Below are 22050 nucleotides of genomic sequence, written 5' to 3'. Positions count from 1 at the left end.
ACAAGAATACTAGAACGCGTAACTCAGGCCAATATTAACAGACCGCCCCGCGCCCGCTAATTGGCTGAAGCCTTGGCTGTTATCCATTTTATACTCGGCGATGCTCACACCTCCCATAGGTAACGCATAGTAAGTGTCAAATAAGTTATTAACTGCGAATGATAGGGTAACGTCTTGCCAAGTTAATTTGCTGCTCACATTAATGAGATGATAGCTTTTGGTGCTATTTTCTAAACGTCGTTCATCTGTATCTTTCTTACTTGCTACCCATTGCCATGCAATTGCATTTTGCCAGTTCCCCATTTTTTGCTCGACTTTCAATTCAGATTTAAGTGGCACTATTTGATACAAGTCACCTTCGTTGTCATCCCTCTTGCCGCGAGTGGTGGATAGATTAGCGTTCAGTTGCCATAGCCCCCATTTTTCAGAATCTAAGAACTGAATTGACCCATTCAACTTAACCCCATACAGGGTTGCATCTAAATTTGTGAATTGCAGAATATTCCTGTTGCCAGCACCGGACGAGGCATGGTTAAAGGAACTCACTATTTCAGCATCAATGTAATCTTTTACCGACGTATACCAAGCATTGGCACTAAATTTCCATTCATTATCCACTGTCGAATCGCTATAGTTAACGCTCAAGGTGCGAGCTGTTTCTGGTGCTAGGTTGGGGTTGCCTATATAACCGTTACCGTCACCGAACCAACCTATCATTGTGGTCGCCATGGTACTGACGCCCCAGCTGTAACGTTCGTATAAATTGGGTGCTCGACTTTTACGGGCAATAGCCAATTCTAGTTGCTGGCTGGCATCAAATAAGTAGCGCGTGCTGAGCGTCGCATCTATTAACGTATTGCTACGTTTTCTGTTCATTGCGTTATAAATATCTGCAGCATCGTTATTGTTTAACGCACTGATAGACATGCTGGGCTCCATTGACATATGCATTGAGCTCATGTCCATCAATGTGTCATTGGTATAAGGCTGAACCTCACCGGTATTGGTCGTTACCTGCTCAAGGCGTATACCAGCAGATAGCCACCAATTGGTATTGAGTGACTGAGATGTTTCAGCAAAAACAGCTATTCGCTGACGCTTACCGTCATTAATATTGATGTAATTGTTTGGCCCCATCATCATAGAGTCTTCAACTGCAGGCCACCAATCATCTAGATGATACTCAAAATACTCATGTCCAAAATTGACGGTATTGTTTGTGCTGGTGATAAATTGCCAGTTCAATCGATAACTGTAATCATCTGCCGACGTTTTCATGGGCATCATGCCCGTTTTTTCATCACTGAAAAATCCCATCTCATGTTTAACACCGTGCCAATTTACTTGAACTTCAAAATCTCCCTCATCAAGCTGACGCCGATACAAGCTAGTCATGCCATAACTCTTGTTGTCAGTCATATCCATAAATTGATTAGGGAATCCCTGAAATGGGATATTCTGGTGGTTAAGTTTAACAGCGAGCTGTTGTTTATCGTCTTTTACAGCGACAGTTAATGCGTGGTTTTGTGCCCTGTATAACGTGTCCAATACTGTGTTGCCATGACCGTCTTCGTAACTTTTTGCATCCTCAAAAGCCCCTTGGTAATCAAGACTAAAATTTTGGCTTGCCATACGGGCCCCTAGCCCTATTGATTTTGCTTGATTATTACTGTTGTATTGCACTGAGCCGTAACCTGAATGCCAACGCACATCGTTACCTTCCAAGTACAGTGGAGCGATCTCATTGACGCTAATAACGCCGGCAATGTTATCACCACCTGCGCTGACAGGGCTTATCCCAGCAACAACATTCAGTACCTGAACTTGGTTGGCCGATACATATGATAAAGGCGGATTCATGTGATTAGCGCAAGAGGCGGTAATATCAGCCCCATCAATTAACACTTTTACCCTGTCGCCCATCATGCCATTTAAAACCGGTAAGCTCGACATGCCGCCTGCAGCAGAAAAATCGACACCTTGACGCTTTAACAATTCGTCCACTGACCCTAGTTGACTCGCATTATTTTGTTGATGACCATTGATTTCGACTATTTCAATGGTCTCTTCAGCATGTATTGCAAAAGAGAAAGTACTGCTGATGGCCAAAGCGACGGGGGATAAACACCATATATAGGATGAGCGAGGAGATGACGGTTTCATTATCTATCTTATATGACTTGATTAGAGCACCATTATATAAAGGGCGATAGGCGCTGAAAACGCGACAAATTGTCGCACCAAGCATGTCTGCACAACCGTATGGGTGTTAAGTATTTAGTGCGGGTGTAGCAAGCGCTAAATCTGGCAAAGGGTTTTAAGCATGGTGTGCTGCACAATGGTTATTTTCCCATAGTGGACTTTAATAACGCCTTGCTGCTGTAATTCTTGCAGTAGCTTATTCACCGTTTGCCTTGAGCTGTGCAGCATCAAGGCCAGAGACTCTTGAGAAATGCACAAGCTCGAGCCGTTTTCGATAGGAGCTTGATGCTCTAAACCTTCAGCGAATAGTAAAATGCGGCCGCATAATTTCCCTTTTAGAGACAAGCTTCCGGTTTCATCGATGAACGAAAATGTGGTGCGAATGCGCTGACACAGCAAACGCATGAAATGTGGGTAAAGCGTGGGGCGCTCAATCAGCAAGGCTTTAAAATCCTGACTCGATATTTTCAGTAACTCACAGGGCTCATCTGCATAAGCATCGTGAGCCCGAGGCAATCCGTCAAACAGTGAAATCTCCCCAAACCAATTACCGGGTTGCATCCAGGTTAAAATGAGTTCCTTTCCTTCGAGTGTGACATTGCTTAAACGCACCTTACCTGACATAACGCAATACAAGCCGTCGCCTAAATCATGCTTTTGATAGACCAATTGACCTGTGTCTAGGCGCTTTAATTTTGCCGCAGTGACAAGTTGTTCAATCGCGTCTTGAGGAAGTGATTTGAACCAAGAACTTTGACTAAGAATGGGCCTGATCGAGTCTAATAACATGGGATTTATCTTTGATTGTCGTATAGGCGACAGTTTGAATGGTATCGGTAGATTAAGTTGTGAACACAAATTTAACAATCGAAAAGAAGTAAATAAATGTCATCAGTAAAGCAACATGTCAGTGAACAAGAATGGAAAGCCAGAGTCGACTTGGCGGCTGCATACCGTATGGTCGCTCATTATGGTTGGGATGATTTGGTCTTTACCCATATATCAGCGCGAGTGCCTGGGCCTGAGCATCACTTTTTGATCAATCCATACGGCATGATGTTTGACGAAGTAACCGCATCGAGTTTAGTGAAAGTTAACTTACAGGGCGAAAAGGTGATGGCGTCTGATTACAACATCAACCCAGCCGGTTTTGTTATTCACAGTGCTGTGCATGAAGCTCGCGAGGATGCCCAGTGTGTGATGCATTTGCACACGACTGCCGGCATTGCAGTCTCTACTCAAAAGGAAGGGCTACTGCCTCTGAGCCAACAGTCTTTATTTGCATTATCCTCTATGTCTTATCACGAGTATGAAGGGGTTGCGTTAAACCCAGAGGAGAAAAAACGATTGGTGGCCGACCTTGGCAACACCAACTTTATGATTTTGCGTAACCATGGCTTGTTAACCTGCGCAGACTCTATCGCGGATGCATTTTTGGGGATGTTCTTGTTGCAACGCTCTTGTGAAATCCAGCTGCAAGCGCAAGCATCAGGACAAGAACTTATTTCCATTCCAGAGCAAATTTTGGCGGGTATCAGAGCGCAAGCAAAACAAGTGACACGCTCAGCAGGTGGTGCTCTAGCTTGGCCGGGCATTTTACGTAAACTTGATCGCACCAATCCAGGCTACGACGAATAATGCGTGATTTTCCTAGTCTTGCGCAATACCAATCAAGTGCGAGTTACGCACAAATTGGTGAGCACCAAATTGCCTACTGGACAGCACAAGACAAGGAAGCTGTAGCAAATGACGCACCGTGGATCTTACTGATCCATGGCTTTCCCAGCGCAGCATGGGATTGGCACTATCAATGGCAGGTTTTGCGTCAAAAATACCGGTTAGTGTGTTTGGACTTATTGGGTCTTGGGTTATCAGATAAGCCGCACAAATACGATTATAGTTTGCTCGAGCAAGCGGATATTGTTGAAAAACTGATGTCCTATTTGCAAATTGGCCAATGCCATATTCTTGCTCATGATTATGGAGACTCGGTCGCCCAAGAGTTATTGGCTCGCCAACATGAAAAAAGAATGGGCTTGAACATCAAAAGCCTTTGTTATTTAAATGGAGGGTTGTTTGCGGATCACCATCGCCCGTTGCTCACACAAACGTTACTTAAAAGCCCTTTAGGATCGTTGGTGGCAAGATTGATGAGCTTAGGAAGTTTGCACAACAGCTTTGCGAAAATCTTTGGCCCGCGAAGCCAGCCTGAAGTACAGCACGTTGCAATTTTGTATGAGTTACTTGAATGGAAGCAAGGAAAACGAGTACTGCCAAGCTTATTAGGCTATATAGATGAGCGCAAAGTGCATGGGGCTCGATGGCTCACTGCCATGCAGCATACACCCGTTGCCCAGTGCTTTGTGAACGGCATACACGATCCCATATCGGGTCAGCACATGTTACATCAATTTGAAAAATTACTGCCTGGCGCTCAAACCTATAAACTGGATGTGGGTCACTATCCTCAACTTGAAGCGCCCCAGCAAGTCACCGAATTATATCAAGCATTTGTGGCTCTACATTGCTAATGACACCGCTGATAGATCAATAACCTGGGTTGCTTTGATAAACCTATAGGGTGTGCATCTATTGAATCGCGGGTTTTGTCTACTTTCAGAGACGCAAGTGATTAGACCATTGCCTAAACACCTTAGAAAATCCCTTGTGGGCATTTAGCTTATTGATTCAGCGTGGCATACTTGCGCTCTTTTTTTCAGGCGTAGCGGAAATTCGCTGGCGAGCTATGAGGCCTCATTAGTTGAAAATTTATTATGAAGACAGTCTGCCTTATGCTGCTGAATTTTTTGCAGGGTTAGGTGACAGCCAGGTTTTTTCCCACAAAGACGTTAATGGTGAGCTTGTCGCAGATGCCGACGTGTTATTGGTGCGATCGACGACTAAGGTCAATGCTGAGCTTCTTAAAGCTAATCAAAACATCAAATATGTGGGTACTGCTACCGCAGGCACTAATCATCTCGATAAAGAGTACTTGCGCAGCCGCGGATTAGATATTCACTCTGCAGCGGGCTGCAATGCCGTAGCCGTTGCCGAATATGTCCTTAGTGCATTATTCGTTATGGCTGAAAAACTTGATTGGCAGTTAACGACTAAAACGGTTGGTATTGTCGGGGCGGGCCATGTAGGCACTCGATTAACTGAGAAACTGACAGCGCTGGGTATTCGCTACCATTTGTGCGATCCCCCGTTGGCCGATGCTGGCGACACCAGAGATTTTGTCGATATGGATACCATCATGCAGTGCGATATCATTAGCTTGCATGTGCCTTTAATTGAAGGCGGTCAATACAATACAGGGCATATGTTTGATGCTAAACGTATTGGGCAATTGCGTAAAGACCAGCTTTTGATTAACGCCTGTCGCGGTGAAGTCATTGATAATAAAGCGTTGTTAAAGAGTTTTGAATCAGGGTACAAGCTAAATGTTGTGTTAGATGTGTGGGAAAACGAACCAGATATCGACCAAGCGCTCGTACCCTATATCGCATTAGCTACGGCGCACATCGCTGGGCACACTGTTGAGGGAAAGGCGCGCGGTACTGAAATGCTTTATCAGCAGGTGTGCGAACAATTTGGCTTTAATGCGACAAAAAAGCTTAGCGATTATTTGCCGGCACCCCAGCCAAGCATTATCACGCTTGATGAAACATTAAGCGGGCAAGCGCAACTAAGTGCGTTAGTGCTTAGTGTTTACGACATTCGAAAGGACTCTAAGCAGTTTAAAGAGACCATTGAACAGCCGGATCAGTTTAGATATATCCGAAAAAACTATTCTATTCGAAGAGAATTCGCTGCACTTAGCGTAAATACTGGAAATTATAGCGGATCAGAGGCAATCTACGCCCTCGGATTCAACCGTAAATAAGTTACTTAAATAAACAATCACATTTTAGGAGTTATGCTACATGTCTCGGTCTTTTGATGTCGCCGTGTTGGGTGCTACTGGTTTAGTAGGACAACACATGATTGAAATTCTTGAACAAAGAGGATTTCCAGTCAATAAACTTTACCCATTGGCAAGTTCACGTTCTGCTGGTGGTACGGTGACGTTTAAGGGTGAAGAAGTAACTGTGCTAGACGCAGATACTTTTGATTGGAGCCTAGTGCAATTGGGTTTCTTTTCAGCAGGCGGCAGTGTTTCTGAGAAATTTGCACCTATCGCTGCAGAAGCAGGTTGCGTGGTTATCGATAATACATCGCACTACCGTTATGAACCGGATATCCCTCTAGTGGTGCCGGAAGTGAATGCTCATGCATTGGCTGATTTTCGTAACCGCAACATCATCGCTAACCCTAACTGTTCAACCATCCAAATGATGGTAGCACTTAAACCAATCCACGACGCAGTGGGTATTGAGCGCATTAACGTGTGCACTTACCAGTCTGTATCAGGTGGCGGGAAAGAATCTATGGATGAATTGGCGAAGCAAACTGCCGCGCTCCTAAACGGGCAAGAAGCAAAGCCTGAAGCGTTTAGTCGTCAAATCGCGTTTAACGTAATTCCGCAAATAGATGTGTTTTTAGATAACGATTACACCAAAGAAGAAATGAAGATGGTGTGGGAAACCCAGAAAATCTTGGGTGACGAAAGCATTCGTGTGAATGCCACCGCAGTGCGTGTTCCGGTATTCTATGGCCACGGTGAAGCGATACACATAGAAACGCGTACTCCGATTGATGCACAAGATGCGAAAAACTTATTGGCTGAAGCGCCGGGTATTGTTCTAAAAGCAGACCCAGCCGACTTTCCTACTCAAGTAAGTGATGCGAGCGGAAACGATGATGTTCACGTTGGGCGCGTTCGTAACGACATTAGCCACCCCAATGGCCTGAATATGTGGGTTGTTTCTGATAACGTGCGCAAGGGCGCTGCTACTAACAGTGTTCAAATTGCAGAGGTGCTTATTCGCGATTACATGTAATCACCGAATAGACTAATGTTGACCCACGGTGCGTACTTTACGGCCGTGGGTTAATTATTTGTGCAGCCGATAGTGCTAATAATCGCTTATAGTTTGATGGTTTATATATTCATATTTTTACTGCATGTGTCGATAATAAGACGTAGCCTTATCATAAATCATGTGATGTTTGAGTTGTTCCGGTCTTAGATGAATTGATAGGAAAGTGGCGACTAGGCCATTCTAGATCATCTGAATCTTCTGGTTTATAGTAAGACGTGAAGATGTAATCCACTTAGTTTATGAATTTGTGGAATATTTTTTGCTGTGATTCGTCGTATGCAAGTACGCGTAACGATAATAATAAATGATATTGTAAATAACCTGATGGCGGCTTATTTACCCTAATTTCGAGGCATAAAGGATCAATGAATTTGCGAACGCTAGCCCTCTTATTTGTAGCGAGCCTCACCTTAAACTTCTCTATTGGTTTACACGCAGCCGATTTTCAGCAAATCCGTATTAAAGGTCCCAAAAGCAGCGATTCCGATTATTCAGGTCAAACATATGGCCCAATAACGGCCGCTGACACACTTTGGCGTATTGCAAGCGATGCAAGACAGAATACCAATCACTCCATATATCAAGTGATGCTCGCGACCTACGAGCTTAACCCCGATGCTTTTGAACGCAATAACATAAACCTGATGAGAGACGGGGCTATTTTGCGCCTACCAGCGTCTCAGTATGTGAATAGGGTAAACGAAGCTCAGGCTATTTCAAAAGTGCGCTACGACAATCAGCTACTTAATTTAGGTGGCGAAACTCTTGGCGATGGCGCAACAGGTAACGTCAATAAAAAATTAGCCAGTAAAGACGATTTAGACGAAACCAAAGACATAATTGAAAAACGTTTAGGTGCTATCGATGAGGAACAAAATCGTCAATTTCAAGAAATTCGGCAACAATTTGCCGAGTCTATTCTCAGCGTTCAAACTATTCTCAATGAAAACCAGCGCGTTTTCGAAAGCCTTGATTCGGTTAACAAAGACTTAGCAGAAATTCGCAGTCAAGAAGAAATCCGAGACGAACAAATGTCGCAAATGGGCAAGAGCATTGAAGAGCTTCTTGCTAAATCACGTGATGCTGAGGCCAAAGCGTTGGCACAGCAGCAAGAAGGCGGTTTCACAGACTGGCTGATGAAACCACTGACCTTGATTATCTCCTCTATCTTAATTTCTTTGCTTATCTTAGGTGGTTTTGCTTTCTGGCTAATGAAGCGTAAAAAGCCGCAGGAGATGGATCTAGACTTATTGGCGACAAAAGATGAGCCGGCTGATACTTACGTGGCCAGTGAGATGGATGATCTGTCTGATGCATTGAGCGAAGAATTAACTTCGGAATTAGATGACGATAATTTATTTGGCGAACAAGATGTTCCCGACGATGTATTAGCAGAAGAGCTGAAAGACTCATTTGACGACACGCAAGAGTTAGATGACACATCAGAACTTGCTGGAAAGGAAGAATTCGATGATCTTGGCGATGATATGTTGGTGCCAGATAGCGAACTCAACCCGACAGAAGAGTTTGAAGCAGGAAGTGACGAACTTGACCAAGATGATTTAGACAACCTATTCGAAGATGAAGACGATCTGTTGGCTGAAATTGATGAAGAAATGGATAACATCAGCCTGTCTGATGAAGATAAGGAAGAAATTCAGGCTGACGCGCAAGAAGCCGAAACTGAGAAGGTCGAAATAGACGACACGCAAGCACAAACTCCTGAACCTGAAAACACTGAGGAGTCGAGCGCCTCAGACGACGAAGAGTTTGACTTTGATATAGATCTCGACGAGTCGGCGAAAGTAGAGAGCGCAACCGAAGCCGAAATTGTTGAAGAGCTAGGGGATGAAGACTTAGATTTAGACGATAACGAGTCGGATGATCCGGACGTCGAAGCCACTGGTGATGCATCTAACGAGCTATTACAGGAAACATCAAGCGAGGCTAGTGCAGTCTCCCAGGTAGATGACAGTGATGAGCAACCTGAGATCAGTATTGATGATTTACTCGTTGAGCCTAAACCTGAATTACCAGAATCATCTGAAGTAAATGCAGATGATCCTATCAATGAAGATATGCTCGAGCAACTCGATAAAGAAATTGCATCGCAAAGTGAAGAGCTAGACAACATCACCAGCAACTTGATTGATGAACTTGAACAAGTCGAGATGATGCAGGATATGCTCCCCGACGAAGAGGATGCATCCGAGCCAGAATTTACCGGTACGCCGCAACATGATATTCAGGAATTAGACAAGATTACAGAAGGGCTAGGCGATATCTTTGCTGAAGCTGATAGCCATGAGTCTGAAAAAATTGAACATGATGTTGAAAATCTGTCAGTAGAAGATTTGAAGTCAGCAGATGAAGAGTTTGGGACTGAAGTTGAAGAGCCAACGCTGACCGATGAGCAGGCCGACGAGTTCGAAACAGAAGAATCAGCGCTCTCAGAAGAGGAAAATTTACCAGAGGAATCACAGCCTCTAGAAGAGGATTTAACCCCAGAGGCGGCAAACACTGAAGAATCAGAAGATGAAGAGTCGACGCAGACAGCTGAGCAGGCTGACGAGTTTGTAACAGAGGGATCACAGCCTCTAGAACAAGAGTTAACCCCAGAAGTAGCAGACGCTAACGAGTCAGTAGACGACTCCGTAGATGACTCCATAGGTGAAAAACGGACAACAGAAGACGAGCTGCTTGACGAGTCTGGGACAGACCATGAAGAACCAACGCAGACGGTTGAGGAGGTCGACGAGTTTGTAACAGAGGGATCACAGCCTTTAGAAGAAGGTCTAACCCCAGAAGCAGCAGATGTTGACCAGTTAGTAGATGACTCAGTAGATGAAAAGCCGGCGACAGAAGACGAGCCGCTTGAAGAGCTTGCAGCAGATAAATCAGAGTTGTTAGAAGAGGGCACATTGCCTGAGGCAGCAATTGCTGACGAATTAATAGACGAACCTGCAGAAGAAGAGCCAGGGAAAGGCGATGAAGCATCGACGCCGATAGCTGAGCAGGCCGACGAGTTTGTGACAGAGGAGTCACAGCCGTTAACAGAGGAAACCGCATCTAAGGCGACAGCCGCTGACGAATCAGTCGACGAGGCAGAAGATGAAGAGCTGGAATTAGATACTGAATCAGATGTTCTCGATGAAGATAATGCGTTAGAGCAAGCACTTGCTGATTTCGATGAATCGATAGCTGAGGCAAATGACGAACCCTCTCAAGCGGGTGAAAGCGACACCTTGTCTGATCCTATGGATTTGGATGATATAGATGGCTTGAGCGATTTTGATGACGGTGAATTAGAAAAAGCACTTGCAGATTTTGACGACGATGGGCCTGAAACCAGTGTACAGCCATCTCAGTCTGAGGAAAGTGAGCTGTCATCCGATGCAATGGATTTAGACGACATAGATGCCATAGGTGATTTTGATGATGATGAGTTAGAGCGTGCGCTAGATAATTTTGTTCTAGACGATAACTCTAGCAATAGCGCAGCGTTATCTGATAACGAATCATTAGCACCGTCCTTTGATAAAGACAGTGAAGAGTTAGATGAATTCCCTGAACTAGGGGACTGGTTAAACGAAGTAGATGAAGACGACAAAGGGGCCATCGAGAACCTAGAATCCGGCTCATTCGATGACATGTTGCAAAGTTTAGATGAAGATTTGGGCGACGCCATTTCTGCAACGACCGAAAACACGCCGTCACCCAGCAATACCAATCAAGCCGGACAGGATATTGACGACGCGGTGGACATCGCAACCTTACTGGAAGAAAGCGATCCCCATGAACAAGAGCGCGATTTTCTGGACGTTGACGACTTGCTTAATGACAGTATCACGGCGGATCCCTCACCGGAAAAAGCGCTAGATTTAGAGTCTGTGATGGGGGAGTTTTCAGGGGCACAAGGCGACGTTGATCATATTGACGTGGACAGTGACGACGGCTTTGGCGCTAAGCTTGATTTGGCGCATGCCTATATCGAAATAGGTGAGACAGAATCAGCTACGGAGCTACTTGAAGAAATCATCGAAAACGGACACCCCCCGCAATCAGATGAAGCTAAGCGTGTGCTGGCTAGCCTATCCGAAAATGACTAAGTAAGAAACTATGACAAAGACGACGTGATTTCGTTGTCTTTGCCCCATTAAATGTCGTAAAAAAGCGTCTTTATATAATACATCAACAAAAAATAAGTTAGTATTATTCAAAAAATTGAGGCGGCTGTGACCAGGTTCATTCTCTTTCTATTGCTAATCATGGCAAATTCAGTCAGTTTTGCTGGCAACATTGCGGTTTCCCTTTTGGATAACCAGCAAAACCCATTAGCGAATGCTGTGGTTTATCTTATACCGAAAACGGAATCTTTCGAGCCTGTTGAAAACATGGCGATCATGGATCAAGTCGACACCCAGTTTTACCCGCATATTCTTGCTGTTCAGCGTAACACTCAAGTGAGTTTTCCTAATTCTGACTCGATTCAGCATCACGTATACTCGTTCTCTAGCGCCAAGGTGTTTGAGTTAGAGCTATACAAGGGATTACGGGCGGATCCGTTATTGTTCGACAACCTTGGAGTGGTGGAAATGGGGTGTAACGTGCATGACTGGATGCTGGGTTACATCTATGTAGTGGATACACCGTATTTTAAAAAATCGGACTACGCAGGCGAGGTGACAATCAGCGTGCCTGACGGTGAATATACTCTTAAAGCATGGCATCCACGTATTAGCGATAGCCCAGAGTCATTTCAAATGATGTTATCAATACAAGGTGATACTCACGTGAGCATGAGTGTGCCTTCTGCTCTGTTACCTGATGTAAATGCTTTTGAAGATGCGGCAGATGAATTCGGTGAATATGAGTAACAAAAGCGTATTGATTAAACCATCTTTGCAAATGCGGATGTCTTTCATATTTTTGCTCTTGCTCAGTATTATCGTCGTGGTAACCATTTATTTCGTTCAGCAAGCCACGTTCAAACACGCTAGTGCTCAACTAATGAATCATATTCAAACTTCTGCTGCGGTCGTTCAGGACAATGTGGAGGGACGAGCCAGTGCGCTAGATAACGGAATGGCCACACTCGCCAAAGATTTCAGCATGAAGCAACTCATAGCAACAGCTAAAAATGATCAACGCTCATTAAGCTCCGCTATGTCAAACTACCAGAGCCGTTTAGGAGCAGATATCTACTGGGTTTTGAGTAAGGACTTCACACCACTTATTGAAGCGCATTCGCCGTTTGAAAATAGCAAGCAAGTCGTTCCTGCTTTCTCCAAAGCAGCGTTACATTGGTTTACTTACCAAGGGCGTAACTACCTTATGCGCTCAACACCTGTGCGCTTTGTCGAAACGTCAGGCCATATCAATGCTTGGGTCGTGATGGGGATTGATGCAAAGAAATTGTTCACACCACATCTGGTGGATTTAACCGATATGCAAATATCACTGTTCGGTGGCAATGCCAGTGTGCTGTTGGGAGCGACCCCTGAAGCGCATTTCGTCGCGGGCCAAAAGCAAGGTGAAATCGCTAAAACGCGAGGGCTTCACAGGCTACCATTAAATTCTACCAGCATCATTTACAGTGCTTTTGAGCTTGGCACTTGGCAAGGGGAATCGGCTTTTATTGTATTGTCGATGGACGAAGATGATGCGTTTCTTTCTAATGAAAGTTTAATTGGTCAATTAATCTTCATTTTGTTGGCCGCTGCCGCGCTGGGTTTGTTAGGTGCGACACTGCTATCACGCGAAATTACCAAGCCATTGAAGCAATTGATAGATGCAGCGCGCAGAATGCGTGCCGGTGAGAATGTTGATAGTTTTCCTAGTGCAAACACTCGAGAAGTAGAAACGCTTTCCAGCGCCTTTAGTGATATGCAACTAGGTATCCAAGATCGTGAAGCGCAAATTCACCAACTGGCATATTTTGACGAGCTAACTCATATCCCAAACCGCATCCAGTTTTCTAACCATATCAGCGACATGATCAGGCAAGCACCAGAATGCGAGTTGATCGTGTTGATGATAGATGTAGACCGATTCAAAGAGATAAACGATACCCTAGGTCATGATTTAGGCGACGAACTGCTTATTGCCATCGCCAAGCGTTTACATAGTCATACGCAAAACAAGGGTTTCTGTGCGCGATTAGGGGGAGATGAATATGCTTGGGTCGGCCTTCAAGAGGCCAATACACGCCCGCAAGATGTGGCTCAAAATCTCCTGAGCGTGTTCGAGCAGCCTTTTAAGATAGAAAATCTAGTACTAGATGTGGACTGCTCAATGGGAATTGCCCTTTATCCACAACACGCTTCGTCGCTGCAAGGGCTTATGCAATGTGCTGATATTGCTATGTACAGTTGTAAAGATCAGCATAATCCATTCGCCCTTTATAATGATGCACTTAACAAGCACTCAGTGGTTCGGTTGAGCCTGATGTCACAGCTTAAAGGCGCGTTAGGCGAGGGACAATTAGAGCTGCATTACCAACCGAAGTTAACCATCGCGAGCGACAAAATAGAGACGCTGGAATGCCTAATACGCTGGTTTCACCCTGAACATGGTTTCGTTCCCCCTGATGATTTTATTCCACTAGCCGAGCAAACAGGCGCTATTCGCCACGTTACCCAATGGGCATTAAGAACAGCGTGTGAGCAAGTCAAACGATGGCGTGATAAGAACATATGTTTTTCCGTGGCAGTGAATATTTCAGCGATCGATTTAGTTGATTTATCGTTACCAGCGAGCATTGAATCTTTGCTCAATGAGTTTGATTTACCCCCCAGTGCATTGACAATGGAGGTGACTGAAAGCGCGGTTATGGGCGATCCAGAAAATGCCCTTAAGGCATTAAACCTGCTCCGAGATATGGGGGTTACCTTGTCTATCGATGACTTTGGTACGGGGTATTCTTCGATGGCTCAATTGAAAAAAATGCCGGTAGATGAACTCAAAATTGATAAGGCATTTGTACTTGCGCTAGCCACAAACCAAGAAGACAGAGTGATGGTGAAAACGCTAGTCAGCTTAGCGCAAAATTTAGGGCTTACAACCGTAGCTGAGGGAGTTGAAGACCTTGAAACGTTAGAATTTTTAAGAGAAGTCGGTTGCACCAAGGCGCAAGGCTACTATATGACTAAGGCATTGCGCGCTGATGAATTAATCTCTTGGTATGAAATGTTTACCGAGCAGGGATTGGCTTCGTGCTCACAATGAGGTTATCGCGTTTTGTGTCTGTGATGTTACTCGGCTTTTATGGAATAGTCGGTTGGCAAATCCCTGTAAGTGCCCAGCAACTCAGCGGCCTCATTCAGGCGAATATTGTGCACGGTGATGAGCAGGCGCCATGGCTTGAAAAAGGGACCGGTATTCTTGCGTATGAAGATAATGCAGTGCATTTACAGCAAGGTGTATTGAGAATAACGGATCGGTTATCATCGAGTTTTTCCTATGACGTCAGTGCTAACCTGTATCAGTTAGGTGAACAGCGCTTGGGTATCTCACAAGCCACCATACACTATAAGCCTTTGTCTCATCGCCAGGTCCGGTTTAAAGGGCGAGCAGGTTTTTTTTACCCGCGTTTGTCTCTTGAGAATGTTGATTTAGGATGGTTATCGCCCTATGCCTATACGCAATCTGCTATCAACAGTTGGATTGGTGAAGAACTCAGGGTTGCGGGTATCGAGGGATCGTTATTTAGTTCCGGGCGCAGTCGTCGCAGTCCATTGACTTGGGAAGTAACAGCAGGGGCATTTAAAGGCAACGATACCTTGGGGACCGTGCTTAGCTGGCGAGGCTTTGCAATGCACGATAGACAAAGTTTGCACAATGATAGAGTTGTTTTCGCTAATTACCCTACGGTTGTGGATCCTAACGGAATTTTTCATCCGTCTTATGTGGAGCCATTTCATGAGCTTGATAGCAGAGTGGGGTATTACCTAGGTGCACACCTGAATTACTATCACAGAAGCAAAGTCCGTTATTATTTCTACGACAATCAAGCCAATCCAAACGTCGTGAATTCTCAGCGTTTATACGCTTGGCGTACTAAGTTTCATTCGTTAGCGTTCTCACATGACGTCACGCCAAATGGACGATTCATTGCCCAATGGTTAACAGGCAGCAGCCACATGGGGCAGCGGTTCGTATACATTAATTTCGATGCATACTATGTGATGTACAGCCATAAAGTCGGCTCACATCGATTCAGCGCTCGCTACGATGACTTTGAGGTGAGGGAAGATGACATATTCCCAGATGATCCAAACAACAGCGACGGGCAGGCTATGACCTTGGCATGGCGCTATACTATTGATAAAAATTGGCAAGTGGGGCTAGAGCAACATTTTAATCGTAATCGCGCTGATATTCGTTCGACGCTCGGCGAACAACAAAGACAAAATCAGCAACAAACCCTTGCCGTGGCGCAGTACAGATGGCGCTAGCAGTATATAGATACAAAAACGGCAACCCATGGTTGCCGTTTCTTTTTAAGCTTGACCGTTGTTTAGAAGAAAGTGTAAACGATGGTTGCTGCTGTTTGCGTATCTAGCTTTTCTATTCCTTCAGACACACTCGAGTTGTGATCGAACGTTAAGGTTAGTTTCATTGATAATGAACTGTTTATTTTGGCTGAGATAGAGCTTATGGACTTAGACTTAGTGTTATCTTCACCGACTTCCGTACTCATTGTTTGTTTGAACGTTGCGGTATCAGAAATTTTCCAATTGAAGCCCAATGCCCCACGGACGATAAAGCTATCAGCGTCTTCGCCTTCAGAGGTTTCAGCAAAAGAGTAACCAGGACCCACACTGTATTCAAACTTGGTGGTTTCGTTGTCCCACAACTTTTGGCTCCAACCCGCGGCAACGGTTGATTGATAATTAAAGCTGCTGAAACGGTCATCTTCGTATGAACCGAACGCGAATAAACGGTGATCAGGGTTGGCTAACTTGTAGTTACCTTGACCAGAGATAAAGAATTTCTGCGCTGTAGTTTGGCTTTCACTAGTATCATCATCAAGGGTGACATCATCTTTCTTATATAAACCCTCGAATAAGAAATCATTACTCCATTGCTCTAACTCTTGATGAGCAGACAACTTAGCATTCAAAGACGTGGTTTCTGTGTTACCTGAGGTAGCGATAAAGCCCAGCTCGCCATCCATAGAAAATGGTTTAACTTCTTCTTGGGCGAAGGCATTTCCCGCAAGGAGTAATCCAGTGGCGATAAGCGTTTTTTTCATTTAAAAATATCCTTAAGTTGAAAAGTAAATTTGTTAGGGCGATGGCGCATCAGAAAAATTGATAAACAAGCGTAACAGCGGTTTCCGTATCTAGGCTCTCTTGGCTCACTTCGGCGTTGCTGTTGTGTTCCATAATGAAGGACAGCTTCATGGCTAATGAACCAAATATTTTAGTGGAAAGTGACGTTTCTGATTTTGTTTTGGTGTATTCGGGATCGGTTTCTGTGCTGATAAACTGGCGAAACTGCGCTGATTTAGATATTTCTAAGGTGTATTCCAAAGCAGTACGTAGAATGACGCCTTGTAAGTCATCATTTTCTTCGTCGTTTTTGGCTTCAGCGATAGCATAACCCGGTCCTACACTGTATTTGAACTCGCTAAACTCGTCACGCCAAAGGCGTTCGCTCCAACCGCTGGCGACTAAAGTTTGGTAGTCATAAATATCGAACCGATCATTTTCATATTCGGCGTAAATAAAGATCCGTTCATCCGGCGAGGCGAGCTTAAAGTCTATTTGGGTGGAGATAAAGTTCTTCTGAGCCGTAGTGACATCATATTCATCCCCCCCATCATCTGCTTCCTTTGAGGTCTTATACCGAGTGTTGGCAATCGCTTGATAGCTCCATTTCTCGAGTTCGTGACTGATATTAAATTTAGCATTGACACTGGAAGAGTTGGTATTGCCCTTGTTATACAGTAAACCTAATTCACCGGTGGCCGTGATGTTGCTTCCAGAGGCTGGAAGGTTTCCACCGCTGTCGGACATGTAGAGTGAGCGCATAATGTTTATTTGAGCATGGCAGGGGAAACATAGTGCCAGCAAGATGAGGTATCTAAGCATTATTCTTCGAAACATGATAGGTAGCTAAAAGACAATGCCGTGCAGTATAGCTAAACGGGATAGTAAATGCATCCATAAACATGGCTGAAGCCTTCTACTTTAGGCTACTACTAGAACATTAGGGGCTAAGAAGTTCAATCATCGTTTGTGCTTCCATGTGTGCGAATTTTATACCGTCCGTTATGTCTTGTTCTTCTAAACCCGCTTTGCGCAAAATCATCGGGTGAATCACACTTGAAGCACTAAACTTATCAGGATAAACCATAGCAACAGCCACGCGGCAAACTATAAACATTAGGCTTGCTTCATGGCTCGAGTTTGCGGCCGTTTCATTGTTGGCATCTGGCAACACTTGGTACAAATGCGCAGGGAGTCCCCATTGTTTTAACAACGCATGAGTACAATCCGTATAATAGAATCCCAGTACTGACTTTTGGCGTTTCCAAGGTGGTACATGTTGGTCGTAATCGTTACAGGCAATTGCCAATTCAGGGGTTTGTACAGCCACGATGAGTTCACCAATATTGTGCAATAAGCCGATAACAAAATACCGAGCACTGGTGCGGGTTTGCGTCATCTTTGCTAAATGTTTAGCCACCAATGCAGCGTAGATACTCTGTAACCAGAAACGCTTTAAATCAATGACGTCGTTGCTGAAATGTTCAAACGCAGAGCCAGCCGTCTCGGCCATCACTAAGTTATACAGCGCTTCACCGCCCACCACATTAACGGCTTTATTAATGTTATCCACCTGAGATTCAAAACGAAACAAGGCACTGTTGGCCAGCTTCAGAAGTTTGGAGCTAAGGGCTGGGTCGGTAGAGACAAGTCTGGCGATATCGTCCGTGCTGGCATTGTTGCTGTCCAGCAGCGTGCGAATTTGTATACAAATTTTAGGTAAAGCGAATGACTCAGTGGCACGGTTTGCGTATTCATCAGCAGTGAACATAAGCTGGCTCTTTGATTTTTATTATTATTAGTCGCTCAGTATAGCCCTCATTGTTGCAATATTGACATTGAACTAAAGGCGCTTTTACAGGCCAAAACGGAGTGTCTTCATTTAGGTCCTTATTTATGCCCCATGCTCTACCTGTAGAATTGAGAAATCACGCCGGCGCTGTTCGCCTTGCTTTTGATGCTTTTGGTAAGTGCGAAAACCCCTCAATCATGCTGATTATGGGGCTAGGGGCCCAGCGCATTTTCTGGGAAGATGGGTTCTGTAACATGCTCGCCGAACAAGGCTTCTGGGTGATCCGCTTCGATAATCGAGATGTGGGAGAGAGCACAGTACTGGCTGATAGCTTGCCTCCGAATTTATTGCAGTTGGCGGCAAGTGGATTGTTTGACGCAACGGTTTCTACCCCATATTCATTAAAAGATATGGCAGATGATGTGGTCAGTTTGATGGCGCAATTAGGGATCACTAAAGCCCATATAGTGGGCGCATCAATGGGAGGAATGATAGCTCAGCTATTGGCCATACATCATCCGCAAAACGTCCTGAGCTTGACATCTATTATGTCTAGTACCGGTGATAAAAACCTGTATAAGCCTGACAAAATGGTATTACTTAAGCTGTTGAAACCGATGCCTAAAGAGCGTGAAAAATGCATCGAAAGTGGTGTTGAATTTTGGCGATTACTGCATGGTCATTTTTATACCTTCGACTTACCTCGAACGCAAAATCTAGTGCGGCGAGCATATGAAATAGGGGTTAGCACAGATGGAGTACTACGCCAGTTTGCTGCTATTTTAACGGCTAAGGATCGCACCAGCGACCTGAATCGCTTATCTTTACCAACATTGGTTATTCACGGTGAGGGTGACCCCTTGCTTCCAGTGAATAACGGCCAAGCAACCGCGAGCGCAATTGATAACGCGATATTGAAAATTTATGCTGGAATGGGGCATACGTTGCCCATTGAATTGTGGCAGTCTATCGTCAGCGATATAGCAAACATCGCACACAGTGCAGATTTAAGAAAGGTCAGTGAGCGACTAAAAGCCGCGGTTTAGTCTAGTAAGTCGCCCTGAATAGGCGGGTGTGGGGGAGGCGCGTCTTGGCTGCGCTTTCGCGCAAAAGCACGTTTTTTACGCAGAGCACAAGCCTTCACAATCTTACTTTTTACTTGATCGTCTAAGTTGATCCAGTGCAACCGTTCTTCTCTAGAGCGATAACAGCCTAAGCAATATCCACGCGGGCCTGCTTGGCAAACGCCAATACAAGGACTTTCAATGTGGAATATTTCGAGTTGTTGCACCGCTAGGCCTCGATAAAAGGAATAGTTAAAGTTTACGTCGGGCTGGGGGAAATTGGTACCGCTAAAGCTCATAGCTCAAAGGAATAAAAAAGCCAATCAAGGAGCACCTCAATTGGCTTTTAATCATAGCTAGGCGATCAAAGACCGACCATTGATTACCAGATTTTAACGCGGTCTTCAGGCTTCAGATACATGTTATCACCTTCTTTAACGTCAAAGGCCTCATAGAAAGCATCAACGTTACCTACTATGCCGTTTACACGGTATTCGCCAGGTGAGTGTGGGTCACTAAGCAAGCGAGCACGTAAAGCATCTTCACGCATTTTGCTACGCCATACTTGGGCATATCCCATAAAGAAGCGCTGGTCACCGGTTAGGCCGTCAATGACCTTGCCTTCTTTATCACCAAGTGACATGTGATAGGCTTTGTAGCCGATAGTCACACCGGCTAAATCGCCAATGTTTTCACCTAAAGTCAACTCACCGTTTACGTGCTGACCTGGGATGGGTTCGTAAGCGTCAAATTGGGCCACAAGCTTTTTACCAAGCACATCGAATGCGGCGCGATCTTCATCACTCCACCAGCTACGCAAGTTACCTTCGCCATCGTACTTTGAGCCTTGGTCGTCAAAACCATGGCCAATTTCATGGCCAATTACCGCTCCTATAGCGCCGTAATTAACAGCATCATCAGCGGTCATATCAAAAAACGGTGATTGCAATATGCCTGCAGGGAACACGATTTCGTTGCGTACCGGGCTGTAGTAAGCATTGATTGTCTGCGGTGTCATGCCCCAATCTGCTTTATCGACGGGTTTGCCAATTTTAGCTACATCTACTGCGTGATCGAATTCGAAATAACGCAGATAGTTGCCGACTAAGTCGTCTGCGGCAATGGTTAGATCATCGTAGTTCAACCACTTATCAGGGTAGCCGATTTTTGGGGTAAACTTAGCAAGCTTTTCACGGGCAGCCTTTTTCGTTTCAGGCGTCATCCAATCGAGTTGATCGATGCTTTCACCGTACGCTTTGGTCAAGTTTTTAACTAACTCATCCATTTTTGCTTTTGCTTCTGGGGTAAAGTGACGTTCAACGTATTGCTGGCCGAGTACTTCACCTAATACGCCACTGGTTGCGGCAACTGCACGTTTCCAGCGAGGTTGCTGCTCAGGAATACCGTTCAACGTCTTTGAGTGGAAATCGAAATGTAGGTTAACCAGTTCTTCATCTAAACGAGAGGCGTAAGCATCGAGCAAATTGTAAGTGAGATAGTTCTTCCAAACTTGCACGTCATGGTTTGCGTATATCTCGCCTACGGCTTCAAAGTAAGGCATGTTGCGCACGATAATTTCATCCACACTGCTGATACCGCTAGCAGCAGCATAAGCCTGCCAGTCAAAGCTACCGCCCATTAAGCTGGTTACTTCTTGCGCGCTGCGTTTGTTGTAGTTTTTTTCTGCATCACGGCTTTCTACGCGCGAGATGTGCTTGGAGGCTATGTCTTTTTCTAAATCCATTAACTCTGAAGCGGCTTGCTCAGGATCACTTACGCCAGCTTTTTCTAGTAGAGCTGCCATGTATGTTTGCGTTGCATTACGGAAGTTAACGAATTTTTCTTCGTCTTTACTGTAATAGTCACGATCAGGCAAGGTCAAGCCGCCTTGCACTAAGTACATACCAACAACTTCAGGTTTCTTGGCATCAGGTGACACATAGAAGTTGAAGATCCCGCCAATACCTTTAGTGTAAAGCTCACCAAATTTAGCCGATATTTGCTTCATATCTCTGATATCGTTAATACTATCAAGCTCAGCTTTAAGTGGTGAAAGGCCTAAGGAGTTGGCTAATTCAACGTTCATGTAACTGTTATACATGTCGCCTAATTTTTGCGTATTGGTGCCTTTCTTGGCGTTGCTGTCAGCAGCTTCTTGGATGATGGTTTTAAGATGATCTTGGGTATCATCATATAACACGTTGAATACACCATAACGAGACTTATCTCCTGGAATCTCTGTGGTTTCAAGCCATGTACCATTTACGTAACGAAACAAGTCGTCTTGAGGACGAACGGTTTTATCAATTGCCGTTAAGTCGATACCTGATAATTCAGGAGCCTTTTTCTCAGCGACTTTTGTGATTTCTTGTTTTGTTTCTGACTCTTTTTCAGGGCTAGGACTACAAGCGCTCAAACCCAATGCAATGCATACACTCATTGCTACTAAAGATAGCTTTTTCATATTTTTCCTTGTGAAGTGATGTTACACCATTATGCCTAAAGTTCGTGATACGTCACGAGAACGGGCAGTGCACTCACTTTTATTCTGTCGTTTAGGCAGCGAGCAGTCTAATGTCAACAACCGTTAAGTGCAAAATCCTTAGCTCTAAGAATCGCATAATAAGTGTGATAATTTGTAACACATTGCATTTAGCTGAATTTCAGATAATTCCAGCGTATTTCACGTTATAAAGGTTATTCATCGAGTCATCGCTGTTGGAAATAAGAGC

16 protein-coding genes are annotated in these 22050 nt (G+C 44.7%); 9 read left to right on the top strand and 7 right to left on the bottom strand.

All coding sequences use genetic code 11. From position 1 onward, the window contains the following. Positions 1 to 9: 9 nt before the first annotated feature. Positions 10 to 2163, bottom strand: a complete 2154-nt coding sequence (locus tag PATL_RS17260; RefSeq protein WP_011576104.1) for a TonB-dependent receptor — start codon at positions 2161 to 2163, stop codon at positions 10 to 12. 135 nt (positions 2164 to 2298) lie between these two features. Next, the gene (locus PATL_RS17255; RefSeq protein WP_011576103.1) at positions 2299 to 2991 is read right to left on the bottom strand and encodes a Crp/Fnr family transcriptional regulator; all 693 of its coding nucleotides are present in this window, start codon (positions 2989 to 2991) and stop codon (positions 2299 to 2301) included. Between the two features lie 96 nt (positions 2992 to 3087). Between PATL_RS17255 and PATL_RS17250 the strand changes: the two genes are divergently transcribed. The 8 genes from PATL_RS17250 to PATL_RS17215 all read left to right on the top strand — a co-directional run bounded on the left by PATL_RS17250 (position 3088) and on the right by PATL_RS17215 (position 15643). Further along, positions 3088 to 3840: a class II aldolase/adducin family protein gene (locus PATL_RS17250; RefSeq protein WP_011576102.1), complete on the top strand. Its 753-nt coding sequence runs from the start codon at positions 3088 to 3090 to the stop codon at positions 3838 to 3840. Beyond that, positions 3840 to 4733: an alpha/beta fold hydrolase gene (locus PATL_RS17245; RefSeq protein ID WP_011576101.1), complete on the top strand. Its 894-nt coding sequence runs from the start codon at positions 3840 to 3842 to the stop codon at positions 4731 to 4733. Before PATL_RS17250 ends, PATL_RS17245 begins: the two co-directional genes overlap by 1 nt. Positions 4734 to 4963: 230 nt before the next feature. Continuing rightward, positions 4964 to 6088, top strand: a complete 1125-nt coding sequence (locus PATL_RS17240; RefSeq protein WP_011576100.1) for a 4-phosphoerythronate dehydrogenase — start codon at positions 4964 to 4966, stop codon at positions 6086 to 6088. 40 nt (positions 6089 to 6128) lie between these two features. Next, positions 6129 to 7145: an aspartate-semialdehyde dehydrogenase gene (locus PATL_RS17235; protein ID WP_011576099.1), complete on the top strand. Its 1017-nt coding sequence runs from the start codon at positions 6129 to 6131 to the stop codon at positions 7143 to 7145. 407 nt (positions 7146 to 7552) lie between these two features. Continuing rightward, the gene (locus PATL_RS17230) at positions 7553 to 11296 is read left to right on the top strand and encodes a FimV/HubP family polar landmark protein (protein WP_011576098.1); all 3744 of its coding nucleotides are present in this window, start codon (positions 7553 to 7555) and stop codon (positions 11294 to 11296) included. A 159-nt stretch (positions 11297 to 11455) separates the two neighbouring features. Beyond that, positions 11456 to 12064, top strand: a complete 609-nt coding sequence (locus tag PATL_RS17225) for a methylamine utilization protein (RefSeq protein WP_011576097.1) — start codon at positions 11456 to 11458, stop codon at positions 12062 to 12064. After that, positions 12057 to 14414, top strand: a complete 2358-nt coding sequence (locus tag PATL_RS17220; RefSeq protein ID WP_011576096.1) for a putative bifunctional diguanylate cyclase/phosphodiesterase — start codon at positions 12057 to 12059, stop codon at positions 14412 to 14414. Before PATL_RS17225 ends, PATL_RS17220 begins: the two co-directional genes overlap by 8 nt. Continuing rightward, on the top strand, positions 14411 to 15643 hold the full coding sequence (locus tag PATL_RS17215) for a hypothetical protein (protein WP_011576095.1): 1233 nt from the start codon (positions 14411 to 14413) through the stop codon (positions 15641 to 15643). The genes PATL_RS17220 and PATL_RS17215 overlap by 4 nt, the downstream gene beginning before the upstream one ends. 62 nt (positions 15644 to 15705) lie before the next feature. On the opposite strand, the gene PATL_RS17210 is transcribed toward PATL_RS17215, so the two are convergent. The 3 genes from PATL_RS17210 to PATL_RS17200 all read right to left on the bottom strand — a co-directional run bounded on the left by PATL_RS17210 (position 15706) and on the right by PATL_RS17200 (position 18233). Beyond that, entirely contained in the window at positions 15706 to 16443 is a 738-nt protein-coding gene (locus PATL_RS17210) for a DUF481 domain-containing protein (protein WP_011576094.1), read from the bottom strand. 49 nt (positions 16444 to 16492) lie between these two features. Then, entirely contained in the window at positions 16493 to 17224 is a 732-nt protein-coding gene (locus PATL_RS17205) for a DUF481 domain-containing protein (protein ID WP_232283245.1), read from the bottom strand. Positions 17225 to 17402: 178 nt separating this feature from the next. Next, positions 17403 to 18233: an HDOD domain-containing protein gene (locus PATL_RS17200; RefSeq protein WP_011576092.1), complete on the bottom strand. Its 831-nt coding sequence runs from the start codon at positions 18231 to 18233 to the stop codon at positions 17403 to 17405. A gap of 125 nt (positions 18234 to 18358) precedes the next feature. On the opposite strand from PATL_RS17200, the gene PATL_RS17195 reads away from it, so the two are divergent. Next, entirely contained in the window at positions 18359 to 19300 is a 942-nt protein-coding gene (locus tag PATL_RS17195) for an alpha/beta fold hydrolase (protein WP_011576091.1), read from the top strand. Here PATL_RS17195 and PATL_RS17190 read toward each other — a convergent pair. After that, the gene (locus PATL_RS17190) at positions 19297 to 19545 is read right to left on the bottom strand and encodes a DUF1289 domain-containing protein (protein WP_041714556.1); all 249 of its coding nucleotides are present in this window, start codon (positions 19543 to 19545) and stop codon (positions 19297 to 19299) included. The genes PATL_RS17195 and PATL_RS17190 overlap by 4 nt on opposite strands. A gap of 155 nt (positions 19546 to 19700) precedes the next feature. Beyond that, positions 19701 to 21782, bottom strand: coding sequence for a M13 family metallopeptidase (locus tag PATL_RS17185; protein WP_011576089.1), 2082 nt, complete (start codon positions 21780 to 21782; stop codon positions 19701 to 19703). Positions 21783 to 22050: the final 268 nt, after the last annotated feature.

The organism is Paraglaciecola sp. T6c (genome assembly GCF_000014225.1).
In the GTDB taxonomy this organism is placed as follows: domain Bacteria; phylum Pseudomonadota; class Gammaproteobacteria; order Enterobacterales; family Alteromonadaceae; genus Paraglaciecola; species Paraglaciecola atlantica_A.
This window is presented reverse-complemented; position numbering and strand designations above follow the sequence as displayed.